General features: G+C 62.1%; 8 protein-coding genes. 4 read left to right on the top strand and 4 right to left on the bottom strand.

What is annotated here, in order from left to right; genetic code table 11:
• Nucleotides 1–25 precede the first annotated feature (25 nt).
• From aroQ to NKH73_RS09265, 3 genes are all read right to left on the bottom strand, one after another.
• The gene (aroQ, locus tag NKH73_RS09275) at nt 26–460 is read right to left on the bottom strand and encodes a type II 3-dehydroquinate dehydratase (protein WP_352930514.1); all 435 of its coding nucleotides are present in this window, start codon (nt 458–460) and stop codon (nt 26–28) included.
• Between the two features lie 249 nt (nt 461–709).
• Complete coding sequence (locus tag NKH73_RS09270; RefSeq protein ID WP_352930512.1) at nt 710–1513, bottom strand: DsbA family protein; 804 nt, start codon at nt 1511–1513, stop codon at nt 710–712.
• Between the two features lie 84 nt (nt 1514–1597).
• Nucleotides 1598–2992, bottom strand: a complete 1395-nt coding sequence (locus tag NKH73_RS09265; protein ID WP_352930510.1) for a M48 family metalloprotease — start codon at nt 2990–2992, stop codon at nt 1598–1600.
• Between the two features lie 194 nt (nt 2993–3186).
• Here NKH73_RS09265 and NKH73_RS09260 point away from each other — a divergent pair, with 194 nt between their 5' ends.
• On the top strand, nt 3187–4335 hold the full coding sequence (locus tag NKH73_RS09260; protein ID WP_352930508.1) for a pyridoxal phosphate-dependent aminotransferase: 1149 nt from the start codon (nt 3187–3189) through the stop codon (nt 4333–4335).
• A 5-nt stretch (nt 4336–4340) separates the two neighbouring features.
• Nucleotides 4341–5270, top strand: a complete 930-nt coding sequence (locus tag NKH73_RS09255) for a glutaminase (RefSeq protein WP_352930506.1) — start codon at nt 4341–4343, stop codon at nt 5268–5270.
• A gap of 106 nt (nt 5271–5376) precedes the next feature.
• On the opposite strand, the gene NKH73_RS09250 is transcribed toward NKH73_RS09255, so the two are convergent.
• The gene (locus NKH73_RS09250; protein ID WP_352930504.1) at nt 5377–8340 is read right to left on the bottom strand and encodes an Rne/Rng family ribonuclease; all 2964 of its coding nucleotides are present in this window, start codon (nt 8338–8340) and stop codon (nt 5377–5379) included.
• Between the two features lie 674 nt (nt 8341–9014).
• On the opposite strand from NKH73_RS09250, the gene NKH73_RS09245 reads away from it, so the two are divergent.
• Together NKH73_RS09245 and NKH73_RS09240 are read left to right on the top strand one after the other, a co-directional pair.
• Nucleotides 9015–10292 (top strand): N-acetylmuramoyl-L-alanine amidase, encoded by a 1278-nt coding sequence (locus NKH73_RS09245; protein ID WP_352930502.1) that lies wholly within the window; start codon nt 9015–9017, stop codon nt 10290–10292.
• A gap of 213 nt (nt 10293–10505) precedes the next feature.
• Nucleotides 10506–12959, top strand: a complete 2454-nt coding sequence (locus tag NKH73_RS09240; protein WP_352930500.1) for a penicillin-binding protein 1A — start codon at nt 10506–10508, stop codon at nt 12957–12959.
• Nucleotides 12960–13099 lie beyond the last annotated feature (140 nt).

The raw sequence follows: 13099 nt of genomic DNA, 5'->3' as shown, positions 1-13099 counted from the left end.
TTCGAGCCTTCTGTTTGTTGGCCGGTCATAGGCGTGCGGCCACCGCCTGCAGCGCCAGCGTGTAGCCGAGCGGCCCGAACCCGCAGATCACGCCGACGGCGACCGGCGAGACCATGGAGACGTGGCGAAATGATTCCCGCGCATGGATGTTGGAGAGATGAACTTCGACGACGGGCAACGGCGCTATGGAGCGGATGGCATCGTGAATTGCGATCGAGGTGTGGCTGTAGGCGCCTGGATTGATGACGATGCCGACAGCCTTGTCGGCGGCTTCCTGGATCCAGTCGACGAGGTCGCCCTCATGGTTCGACTGACGGAAATCGATCTCGAGCCCAAGTGTCGCGCCTGCCTGTTTGCAATCGTCGGCGATCGCGGCAAGCGTCTTGCCGCCATAGATGCCCGGCTCGCGCTTGCCGAGCGCGTTGAGGTTGGGACCGTTCAAGACGAAAACCGTTTTCAAAACGCCGACCTTTCCCAGTGTGGCTAGCCACACTGGCAATTTATACATTTGTGATGTGGTGGATTTGAAGTTCCTGAACGCCGGTGCCACGAAAGGAGCAGGAACTTCAAATCCACCACATCAGCGCCGGCATCAGCCGGCGCACTGGGCCTCTATAATGGGCTTAGACGCCTGCGAAAAGAGCGCAAGTGGGTTCTTTCGCTGTCCACAACAGGCGGAAAATCGCCTGCGCCGAAAACCAGCGGTCGATCAGAGTGCGGCCTTGGCCGCCTCGATCTTCTCCGCCAATACTTCTTGCCCGAGCGCCCCGAACACCACCTCATTGCCGACCACATAGGAGGGCGTTCCGGTGATGGCCAGCTTGTTGGCAAGGTCATAGGTCTTGGAAAGGGCCTCGGCGATCGACGGGTCCTTCATCTTCTCGCGCAGCGTCGCCTCGTCGGCGCCGAGCGAAAGCGCTACCTTGATGGCCGCCGCTTCGGTGGCGCGTCCCTGGGCGCCGAGCAGCGCGTTGTGGAACGCTCCGTATTTCTCCGGCATCATCAGGTGGAAGGCCATCGAGACGACGCTCGCCTTCTGCGAATCCGGGCCTAGGATCGGGAACTCCTTGAGCACGAAGCGCAGGTCCGAATCGGCTGTCGTCAGCGTCTGCATGTCCTCCATGGCGCGTTTGCAGTAGCCGCAATTGTAATCGTAGAACTCGACGATGGTGACCTTGCCGTTCGGATTGCCGACGACGCCGTCGAAGGCCGAGTTGAAGATCTGGTCCTTGGCATTTTGGATGATGGCGAGACTGGCGACGCGCTGCGCCTCCTTTTGCTTGGCCTCGAGCGCTTCCTGAGCCTCCAACAGCACTTCCGGGTTCTTCAGGAGATAGTCGCGGATAATGCCCTCGACTTCGGCCCGGTCGATCTTGGTGTCGGCGGGCGCCGTCTGGGCGATCTGCGCGGTATCGGCGTTTGCCGTTTGCGGGCTTCCGGTCACGAACCCGAAACCCAGCATGGCGAGAGCGACCGCCACTCCGGTGGTGCCCAGCAGAATTCCCTTGTTCATGGTCCCTAAATCCTTCGCCTGGTTCCGGCCCGATTGGTGTGACCCGATTGATCCACTATATGTCGCCGCGCACGGCCGGAATGTTCACTTTTTCTTGCCTGACGGTGCGTAGTTTATGATGTCCTGAGCGCGGATCCAGCCCGGCTCGCCGCGTCTCATTTTCATCTGCGCACGCATTGCGAAGATTTTGGCATCCTTGTAGGCGCCGGAATAGAAATGGCCTTCCGCGGTCGCAAGGTCCGCGGCCGGGATTTTGCCGAGCTCGCCATAAGCCTGCGCCAGATAGCGGTATCCGACCGCGTTTTCCCGGTCGCGCCCGAGGCCTTTGTTGATCTGCACCACTGCTTTCTCCAGGGAATCGGGCGTGCCGACGGCCATCAGCGCCTGGCCGTAGGAGACCGGCAGCAGCCCGGATCGCGCCGGATCGAGGCTGACCGCCTTGGCGAAGGCTTCGGCGGCATCCCTCGGCTTGTTCGCCTTCATCAAGATGTCGCCGCGCAACTCCTGGAAATAGGGGTTCTTCGGCTGTGCCTTGATCAGCGCGTTGGTCTTGGCCAGCGCCTTGGCCAGATTGCCGTAGAGATAGGCCGTTTGCGCATCGCCATATTGCGAGGCGAGGCTGCCCGGGTTCTTGCGCATCAGCCGCGATGCGGCGGCCTGACCTTCCATGTAGGCGGCGATCTTGATGCGCATCATGTCGTGCCGCTGCTGCAATGCCGGCGGATTGATTTTGTCGACATAGGGGCTCTGCTTGACCAGCACTTCGAGATTGGCGATGCGTTCCCGCGGCAGCGGATGGCTGATCCGGTAGGGATCGACCTGCGCTCCCGACAGCGAGAGCGCACTCTGGAAGCGACCGAAGGTCTTCAGCATGCCCATGCCTGACTGGCCTGTGGCATTGAGATAGGTTATCGCCGAGCGGTCGGCGGTCATTTCTTCGGTGCGCTGATAGGCGAGAATACTGCGCTGCGCCATCTCGCCGCCGCCAGCCGCAACTCCCATGCCGGCGCCGGCAAGGCCTCGGCTTTTGGAGGTGGCGCCGGCGACGATGGCACCGGCGCCAAGCAGCGTCGCGATAATGGCCATTGTCTTGGCGCGTTCGAGCTGGTTGCGCAATTTCTGCTGGTGCCCGCCGGCAATGTGGCCGGCTTCGTGGGCGATGACGCCGATGATCTCGTTGGGTGTCTCCGCCGACATCAGGGCGCCGGTGTTGATGAACAGGCGAGGTCCGGCAACGAAGGCATTAAAACTCTGGTCATTGACCAGCACGATGTCGACGCCGTCTTCCGGCAGGCCCGCGGCCTTGAAGATCGGCCGCGCATAGTCGCGCACCAGCGCTTCGATCTCGGCATCTCGCACCACCGGCACGTTTTGCGCGAAGGCGCTGACCGTGCTGGTCACAGCGACGGTCGCGGCAAGCGAAAACGTGGCGAAGACGCGCGATGCCCTGGCAATCGTCGATTTGGGTCGGCTCAACATGGCAGGTCCACTGGTAGACGAGCGGGCGAAGGATGAAAAGTCGGCGCTGAAACTTTACTGAACTTGTGATCCTCACATCAATCGGGCATTTGTGCGGCGCTGGACACCAAAGCTCGGCGCCGGCAGCCGGCAAGGTCAACCCAAAGCCGACCCCCAAAGGGCCGACCCCAGGGGCTGATAAGGAATGAAGTCAAATGGTTGTATCGCTTTCGCGTCGCGGCGAAGTCGAGCCGTTCCACGCCATGGACATTCTGGCGGAAGCGAATCGGCTAAAGGCCAAGGGCGTACCGGTTGTTTCCATGGCCGTAGGCCAGCCGTCCGATCCGGCGCCGGCCGGTGTCAGGGAAGCGGCGAGGAACGCGTTGAAAATGGGGCGCATCGGCTACACCGATGCGTTGGGCCTTGCGGGCCTGCGCGAGGCGATCGCGCAGCATTATGCCGACCACTACGGGCTTGACGTCTCGCCAAGCCGGATCGCCGTCACCACCGGATCGTCGGCCGCCTTCAACCTGGCCTTTCTGGCGATGTTTGATCCAGGCGACCGTGTCGCCATCGGCGCACCCGGCTATCCGGCCTATCGCAATATCATGGCGACGCTCGGCATCGAGATCGTCGAGATCGAGCTCAACGGTGATGCCTATCTCCACGCCGGACATCTGAAAGCCGCGCATCGCGAAAAGCAGCTGAAGGGCGTGTTGTTCGCCAGCCCGGCCAACCCGACCGGCGCGATCATACCGGCCGACGAGCTGTCGGCGCTGGTGACGACGGCGAAAGAGCTCGGCATCGCCGTGATCTCCGACGAGATCTATCACCGGCTGGCTTACGCTGCGCCGGACACCACAGCGCTTGCCTATGACCCCGATGTCACGGTGATCAATTCCTTCTCGAAATATTACTGCATGACCGGTTGGCGCATCGGCTGGATGGTGCTGCCGGAACAATTGGTGCGGCCGGTTGAGCGCATCGCCCAGAGCCTCTACATCTCGCCGCCGGAACTGTCTCAGATCGCCGCGATCGAGGCGTTCGAGGCGACGCAGGAGCTTGAGGCGGTGAAGGCGCGCTACGCTTGGAATCGCGAGCTTTTGATGAAACGGCTACCCGAACTCGGCTTCACGCTGGCCGCACCGATGGACGGCGCCTTCTACGCCTTCTGCGATGTCACCAGGCACACCAACGACAGCATGGCCTTCGCGCGCAAAATGCTGGCCGAGGCGCATGTCGCGGCGACGCCCGGCCGTGATTTCGATCCGCTTCAAGGCCATCGAACCATGCGCTTTTCCTATGCCGGCAGCCACGATGAGATGGCCGAGGCGATGATGCGCATCGAACGCTGGCTGAAGTAGCGCCAATGCCGGAACTCGAACAGGCTTTGACCGAAATTGCCGCCGAGATGGCGGAGCGCACGGATCGCGGCGACGTCGCGACCTACATTCCGCAACTCGGCAAGGTCGACCCGAAGAAGTTCGGCATTGCCGCCGTGACCAATGACGGTCGCGTGCTGGTGGCGGGCGACGCCGATGAGCCGTTTTCGATCCAGAGCATTTCCAAGGTGTTCACGCTGACTTTGGCGCTCGGCAATGTCGGCGATGCGCTGTGGCAGCGCGTCGGACGCGAGCCTTCGGGCAATCCGTTCAACTCGATCGTCCAGCTCGAGCATGAGAACGGCATTCCGCGCAATCCGTTCATCAATGCCGGCGCCATCGTCATTTCCGACATTCTGCTCGCCGGCCATCAGCCGCGCGAGGCGATCGGCGAGATCCTGCGCTTCATCCAGTTCCTGGCCGACGACGAGACCATTATCATCGACCGCGAGGTCGCCGCTTCGGAACGCGCTACCGGCTTTCGCAATTTAGCGCTTGCCAACTACATGAAATCATTCGGCAATCTCAACCACGCGCCGGATTTGGCGCTAGGCGTCTATTTCCACCATTGCGCCATCGCCATGAGCTGCCGGCAATTGGCTGTGGCCGGTCGCTTCCTCGCCAATGGTGGTAACAACCCAGCGACCGGCCATTCCGTCGTGTCTGCCGAGCGCGCCCGCCGCATTGGCGCGATGATGCTGACCTGCGGTCACTATGACGGCTCAGGTGATTTCGCCTTCCGCGTCGGCATTCCCGGCAAGAGCGGCGTCGGCGGCGGCATCTTGGCGATCGTGCCGGGCGTGGCGTCACTTGCCGTATGGTCCCCCGGCCTCAACGCCAACGGCAATTCCAGGCTGGGCTCGGTCGCGCTGGAACGGCTGGCGAAGATGATGAACTGGTCGGTCTTCGCGCCATAGAGCGGTTCATCGTTTCACGGAAACGCCGAACAAGAGAAATCCCGCGCCGTCTTTGGACGGCGCGGGATTAATTTGATTAAGAGATCATACTAAGCAACTGAAAAGCTTAAAAGAAACCTTTCTTCTGCCACCAGCCGGCACGCTTCGGCTTGTCCTCGGTCTTTGCCTCATCGGCAACGGTCGAGGACACGATAGGCTCAACCGGAGCATCTACCGGTACAGGCTTGCGTCGCGATGGGCGGACCTTCGGCTTTTCGTCGAGGGCGGCCACGGCTGTTTCTTCGGAAACAGCTGCGGGAGCCTCGGCGGAGTCTTCGGCAGGCGGCGCCTCGGCGACGACGTCCGCCGCGGCCTTCTTCGGCTTGGCAGCGCGGCGTGGCTTCTTCGGCTTCTCGGCGCTCGGCACGTCGTCGTTGGCCGGAGCAAGATCCGCCGGCTCTTCAACCGGCGTTGCGGCTAGCGGCCCGCTGGAGACGGCCACAGCATCCGGGACTTCGCCTGCGAGGCCGTCAGCCGCCTCGGCAGTGCCTGCCTCGATCTCGCCTTCGCCGTCTTCACGGCGATTGCGCTTGCCGCCACGCTTGCCGCGCCGGCGCTTCTTGCCCTGACCGTCGTCCGGCCCTTGACCGTCATCCGACGCTTCCACGGCCTCGGTGACGCCGACCTGCTCTTCGTGGGCCGCTTCGGCGCCTTCATCGTCCGTGGCTTCGGACACGCCATCGGCAGTGGCCGAGAGGGGCGCACCTTCCACTGGGGCGCCATGCTCGCGGTCGCGATCCTTGCCACCGCGCCGTCTCCGGCGCTTGCGGCGCTTGCGGTCGCGGCCTTCGCCGTCCTCGCTTGGCCTTGGCTGCTGCGGCTGCTGGGCTTGGCGCGGTTGCTCCGCCGGTGCAACAGCCTCGTCCTCCTCGTCAATGACGATTTCGTCCGCAGGCTCTTCCGGCTCGACATAGGCGGGCAAGGTGCGCATCTCAACGAAGCCTTCAGGCTTTTCCGCCAGCGCGCCGCGGAAGATCGCATAATGCTGGGCGCCGACCGTATCGTCGGCTTCGACGGTGATGGTCAGGCCGAAGCGGCTTTCGAGTTCCACCAGCGTGCCGCGCTTGTGGTTGAGCACGTAGAGCGCGGTCGCCGCCGGCGTCCGCACCGTGATGTGGCTGCGCGAATCCTTGAGCAGGAATTCCTCGATCGCCCGCACCACCATCAGCGCGACAGACGAATCGGACCTGACATGGCCGGTGCCGCCGCAATGCGGGCAAGGCTTCATGGTCGATTCCAGCACGCTGGCACGGATGCGCTGGCGCGACATCTCCATCAGGCCGAAATGCGAGATGCGGCCGACCTGGATGCGGGCGCGATCGTTCTTGAGATGATCCTTCAGCCGCTTCTCGACGGAGCGATTGTTGCGGTTCTCCTCCATGTCGATGAAGTCGATGACGATCAGGCCGGCGAGATCGCGTAGCCTCAGCTGCCGCGCGACTTCCTCGGCCGCCTCCAGATTGGTGTGAAGCGCTGTGTCCTCGATCGAGTGCTCCTTGGTGGAGCGGCCCGAGTTGACGTCGATGGCGACCAGCGCTTCGGTCTGGTTGATAATGATGTAGCCGCCGCTCTTCAGCGTCACCTGCGGCTGCAGCATGCGGTCGAGCTGCGCCTCGATGCCGTTGCGCACGAAGATCGGCGTGGTGTCGCGGAACGGCTGCACCACCTTGGCGTGGCTCGGCATCAGCATGCGCATGAAGTCCTTGGCCTCGCGATAGCCTTCTTCGCCGGAGACCAGGATCTCGTCGATGTCCTTGTTGTAGAGGTCGCGCACCGAGCGCTTGATCAGGCTGCCTTCCTCGTAGACCAGGGCAGGGGCCGTGGACTGCAGCGTCAGATTGCGGACGTTTTCCCAAAGCCGCATCAGATATTCGTAATCGCGCTTGATCTCGGCCTTGGTGCGGCTTTCGCCGGCCGTACGCAGGATGACCCCCATGCCCTGCGGCACTTCGAGGTCGGCGACGACCTCTTTCAAGCGCTTGCGGTCCTGTGCGTTGGTGATCTTGCGCGAAATGCCGCCGCCGCGCGCCGTGTTGGGCATCAGCACCGAATAGCGGCCGGCGAGCGACAGGTAGGTGGTGAGCGCCGCACCCTTGTTGCCGCGTTCTTCCTTGACGACCTGCACCAGAAGGATCTGCCGGCGCTTGATCACTTCCTGGATCTTGTATTGGCGGCGCACCGGCTTGCGGCGGTTGCGCGCTTCTTCCAGAGCATCCTCGGCGCCGACCGATTCGACCTCGTGGTCATCCGAATGGGAGGAATGCACCTCTTCAAGCATGCCGCGATCGTTGTCGGTGGACGTGGCTTCGCCGACCGAGTCCGGCTGCGGCACGGCTTCGGAAATTACATCCGCTTCGATGCTGGCGGCGATGGAGTTTGGACCGCCTTCGGAAGGCCCAGTTTCATCATGAGACGTCTCATCATGATGCGCCTCGCTATGGCTGGCTTCACCGTGACTGGCGATATCCTCGCGATGTTCGGAAGTCTCGGATGCAGTGTTCGCATTTTCGGAAACGGCATCGCCGCTCTCCGCGAGCGCATCGCCGCCGTTCTCGTTGAGTTCGCCGCTCTCATTGGAATCGGGGGAATCGGCAGAACCGGCAGAATCCTCGTCGGCCGCACCTGCATCACGCTTGTGTTCGCCGCGGTCGCGGCTCTTGCCGCCGCGCCGGCGTCCGCGCCGGCCGCGATCGCGGCTCTGGCGGTCGTCGCCTTCGCCGTCCTCGTCGTCCTCGTCTTCGGCCTCCTGCGCTTCCGCGCGCAGCAGCGCCTGACGGTCGGCGACCGGAATCTGGTAGTAATCGGGATGAATTTCACTGAAGGCGAGGAAACCGTGACGGTTGCCGCCATATTCGACAAAGGCTGCCTGAAGCGAGGGTTCGACGCGGGTTACGCGGGCGAGGTAGATATTTCCTTTGAGCTGCTTCTTGTCCTGGGATTCAAAGTCGAATTCTTCAATACGGTTACCGCGAACGACGACAACACGTGTTTCCTCCGGGTGGGAGGCGTCTATCAGCATCTTGTTGGGCATTATTTCGTTTCCCCCCGGCAGCCGTCAGCCGCAGCTTGCGGGGCAAAGCCCGCCGCTGTGAGTGTGGATGAACATGGGTGCCGGGCAATTGAACGTCCGCCGGCCGCGGCCTGAGCGCCATGACGGTGCCGCCCGCAGCCATAATGGCGCGGTTTGCTGCGGACCTTTCCATGATTGCGCTTGAAGCCATCGTAACCAGCAGAACCTTTTTGAACCAAAGCCCGGAAAAACCGGACCAGCTTGTTTGCTCGTACAGAGCCGGCGCGGGACAATCCCGGCCGTTTTCCTCACGCAGGCGTTTCCCCCGCCACGGGCTCGCACCTGCGAAATTCGTCGCGACCACCTGATGCCTTTTTCGCCTGAAGCGAAAGGAGCCGTCGTTCATCTGACCTGTAGCAGGAAGCTGCGGAGAAGGACGGTTCCAGGATTGCAGTGATCCACCATCGCTTTTATGATTTGGCGGGTTGGAAGGCAACCCCGATTTCCGATGCCGGCAAAAAGCAGTTCCGCAACGGAAGCACGCTTTAAGCCTTTGGATGAAAAGGCTTGGTTAACCTTCTCTGGATACCAATCGTTAATCGAGTTCACGGCCTAACCGGCATTTCGACAAGACGCCGACACTCCGACAAGCAAGATTGGGCGCCTGGCGCCAAACCGGAGCGACTGGAATAAAGATGGGACTGGCAGTCTTCACGCACAAGGGCAGTCGTGCCGGAGGCATTTTCTTCTACGCTGCCTGCTTGCCCGTTGCTTGCCTGCTGTTGCTGGTTATCGCTTGCCTGGCCTTTTCGCCGGTTTCCTTTGCTGCCGAGGCGTCGCTTGCTGCGACGAGCTACAAAATGGCGGGCGACGCCACCAAGATGCGCATCGTCATGAATTTCGACCGCGAGCCCGACGTCAAATGGTTCCTGCTGCGCGGTCCCCACCGTCTGGTCATCGACCTGCCAAGCACGAAATTTGCCATCAAAGCCAAGGATCTGAAAGCGCGCGGCTTGGTCAGGGGCGTGCGCTACGGCGATCTCGGCGAGGGGGTATCGCGGCTGATTCTCACCGGCAAGGGGCCGTTCGCCGTCGACAGGCTCGACGTGCTCAAGAATGAAGACGGCACCGGTTACCGCATCGCCATCGACATGTCGGCGGCGTCCGCGCGGGAATTCGACGCTGCTCTTGCCAATCAGGCGCTGACCACGGGCTCGACGGTTTCCTCCGACAAGGGCGGCAGGATCGGCACCGGGCCGGTCTCCAATCCAGGCCATCGCTTCACCGTCGTCATCGATCCAGGCCATGGCGGCATCGACGGCGGCGCCGAGGGCATGAACGGCACGGTCGAGAAGGACGTCACGCTGGCCTTCGCCAACGAACTGCGCGCCAGGCTTGCGGCAGCCGACAAATATGACGTGTTCCTGACACGCGAGACGGACCAATTCCTGCGGCTGGACGATCGCGTGCGCATCGCCCGCCAGCACGAGGCCGATCTGCTCATTTCGATCCACGCCGACACGATCAGGGTCAAAGGCATTCGCGGCGCAACCGTCTACACGGTCTCCGATAAGGCTTCCGATCCCGAGGCGCAGGCGCTTGCCGACCGTGAAAACCTTTCCGACCAATTCGCCGGCATGGAAATCAAGGACGACAACAAGGAAGTGACCGACATCCTGATCGACCTGATCCGCCGCGAGACGCACAGCTTTTCGATGAGTTTCGCCCACACTTTGGTCGGCCAGCTTTCCACCAGCGTCGGCCTGATCAACAATCCGCAGCGTTCGGCCAGCTTCAAGGTGTTGAAGGCGCCGGATGTCCCCTCCGTGCTCGTCGAACTCGGCTATCTCTCGAACGCCAAGGACGAGGCGCAACTGCTCAGCCCGGATTGGCGCGGCAAGGCAGCCCAGAGCATAACCAATGCCATCGCTCTGTTCGCTTCAGCCAGGGCCGGAGCAGGAACCGGAGGCTGAGATGCCCGCCGTCGCCCACAACCACAGGCAGCGTTGCACGACGACAACACCCGGCGCTTTTATTTCCGCCATTCGAAGCCGAAATCCCATGCTGCCGTATTTTACCCACATGGTGGCGACATGGGTTTTCGATTACCGGTCGGGATCGTCTCGAAAGCTTGCGCGAAAGGCGGCTTCGTTTAGGAGATTCCCGAACCAAGGACTGGAGCGGGCATGATTCGTCTCATTGGCTATTTTTTCGGCATCGGCACGGCGTTGGCCCTTTTGGTCGCGGCGGGCGTGGCGATCTATATCAGCCACTTGTCTAAGGATCTGCCCGACTACGAGGTCTTGGCCAAGTATGAACCGCCGGTGACGACCCGCATCCACGCGTCCGATGGTGCGCTGATGGCCGAATATGCGCGCGAGCGGCGTCTGTATTTGCCGATCCAGGCGGTGCCGGATCGTGTCAAGGCGGCCTTCCTGTCTGCCGAGGACAAGAACTTCTACAATCATCCCGGCATCGATATGACCGGCCTTGGCCGCGCAATCATGGTCAATCTGCAGAATTTCGGCTCGGGCAAGCGCCAGGTCGGCGCTTCGACGATCACCCAGCAGGTGGCGAAAAACTTCCTGTTGTCCTCGGACCAGACCTACGAGCGCAAGATCAAGGAGATGATCCTCGCCTTCCGCATCGAGCAGGCCTATTCGAAGGACCGCATTCTCGAACTCTACCTCAACGAGATTTTCTTCGGGCTTGGTGCCTATGGCGTTGCCGGCGCGGCACTTACCTATTTCGACAAGGCGGTGAATGAACTCACCGTGGCGGAGGCTGCCTATCTGGCGGCTTTGCCGAAGGGACCCTCCAACTATCATCCCTTTAAATATGCCGACCGTGCCATCGAACGCCGCAACTGGGTCATCGACCAGATGGTCGACAACAGCTACGTCACGCAGGAGGAAGGCGCGAAGGCCAAAGCCGAGCCGCTCGGCGTCACACCGCGCCGGACCGGCACTTATCTGTTCGCCGGCGAATACTTCACCGAGGAAGTGCGTCGCCAGATCAGCGCACGCTACGGCGAGAATGCACTCTACGAGGGTGGCCTGTCCGTCCGCACGACGCTCGATCCCAAGATGCAGCTCATCGCCCGCAAAGCCATGCAGAACGGCCTGATGAAGTTCGATACGCTGCGCGGCTATCGCGGGCCGGTGAAGACCATCAGCGTATCCGGCGACTGGGGCGTGCCTTTGAGCGAAGTCAAGGGACTTGACGACGTGCCCGAATGGTCGCTCGCCGTCGTGCTCGACAGCTCTGAGAGCGGCCTGTCCATCGGCCTTCGGCCGACGCGGCAGATCTCGGGCGAACTCGTCAAGGATCGCATCGAAGGCACCGTCAGCCGCGAGGACATGAGCTTCGCCATGCGTCATGTAGTCGACGGCAAGACCGTCAAGGCCAAGTCGCCGGCGGATGTGCTGAAGCCGGGCGACGTCATCTTCGTGCAGAAGAAAGAGGGTACGGACGGGGCCTATATCCTGCGCCAGGCGCCCGAAGTGGAAGGCGGCTTGATCGCCATGGATCCGCATACCGGCCGTGTTCTGGCCATGGTCGGCGGGTTCTCCTACGCGCAATCCGAATTCAACCGTGCCACGCAGGCCATGCGGCAGCCGGGTTCGTCGTTCAAGCCGATCGTCTATGCGGCCGCCCTCGACAATGGCTATACGCCGGCTTCGGTGATCATGGACGGGCCGATCACCATCAAGAGCGGCAACACGACCTGGACGCCGAAGAACTACGATGGAAGGACAGCTGGCCCGGCGACCTTGCGGTCCGGCATCGAGAGGTCGCGCAATCTGATGACTGTGCGCCTTGCCAACGACATGGGCATGAAGCTGGTCGCTGAATATGCCGAGCGCTTCGGCGTCTATGATCGTCTGGCGCAATATCTGCCGATGGCGCTGGGGTCGGGCGAGACGACCGTGATGCGCATGGTGTCGGCTTATTCGATCATGGCCAACGGCGGCAAGTCGATCAAGCCGACGCTGATCGACCGCATCCAGGATCGCTACGGCAAGACGGTGTACAGGCAGGACGAACGCGGCTGCGAAAACTGCAACGCCGCCGAATGGCAGAACCAGCCTGAGCCGGAACTGGTCGACAATTCCGAGCAGGTGCTCGATCCGATGACCGCCTATCAGATCACCTCGATGATGGAGGGCGTCGTCGAGCGCGGTACCGGCGCCACCGTCGCCGAACTCGGCCGCCACATCGCCGGCAAGACCGGAACGACAAACGACGAGAAGGATACCTGGTTCATCGGCTACACGCCCAATCTCGTTGTCGGGCTTTACATGGGCTACGATCAGCCGAAAGGTCTTGGCAAGGGCGCGACCGGCGGCGGCCTCGCCGCGCCGATCTTCAAGGACTTCATGCGCGTGGCGCTGGACGGCACGCCCAACGTCGATTTCAAGGTCCCCGAAGGCATGAAGCTGATCGCCATCAATCGCAAGACCGGCATGCGGGCCAACCCAGGCGACGCCGGCGCCTTTATCGAAGCCTTCAAGCCGGGCACCGGCCCCGCCGACAGCTATTGGGTGATCGGCATGGATGCGGACAGCAAGGCCTCCGGCGGATCGCTGTCGCCTCAGGCCAACCAGGCCATCCAGTCCGGCGGTGGCGGGCTCTATTGACAGCCGCAACATGCGGTTGGGCCGGACCTCTTCTTGTTTGACCATGATCTTTTCGGAAAACCGCTTTTCGCTTTTCGCGATCATGGTCTAGCCGGCCATTCCGCTTTACAGGCGGCAGTGCCGTCCCTATGTATCGCGCC

The sequence above is a fragment of the Mesorhizobium sp. M0938 genome (genome assembly GCF_040319125.1).
Taxonomy (GTDB): Bacteria; Pseudomonadota; Alphaproteobacteria; order Rhizobiales; family Rhizobiaceae; genus Mesorhizobium; species Mesorhizobium robiniae.
Note: the sequence above shows the minus strand (reverse complement) of the source record. Positions and strands in the feature narration are given on the sequence as shown.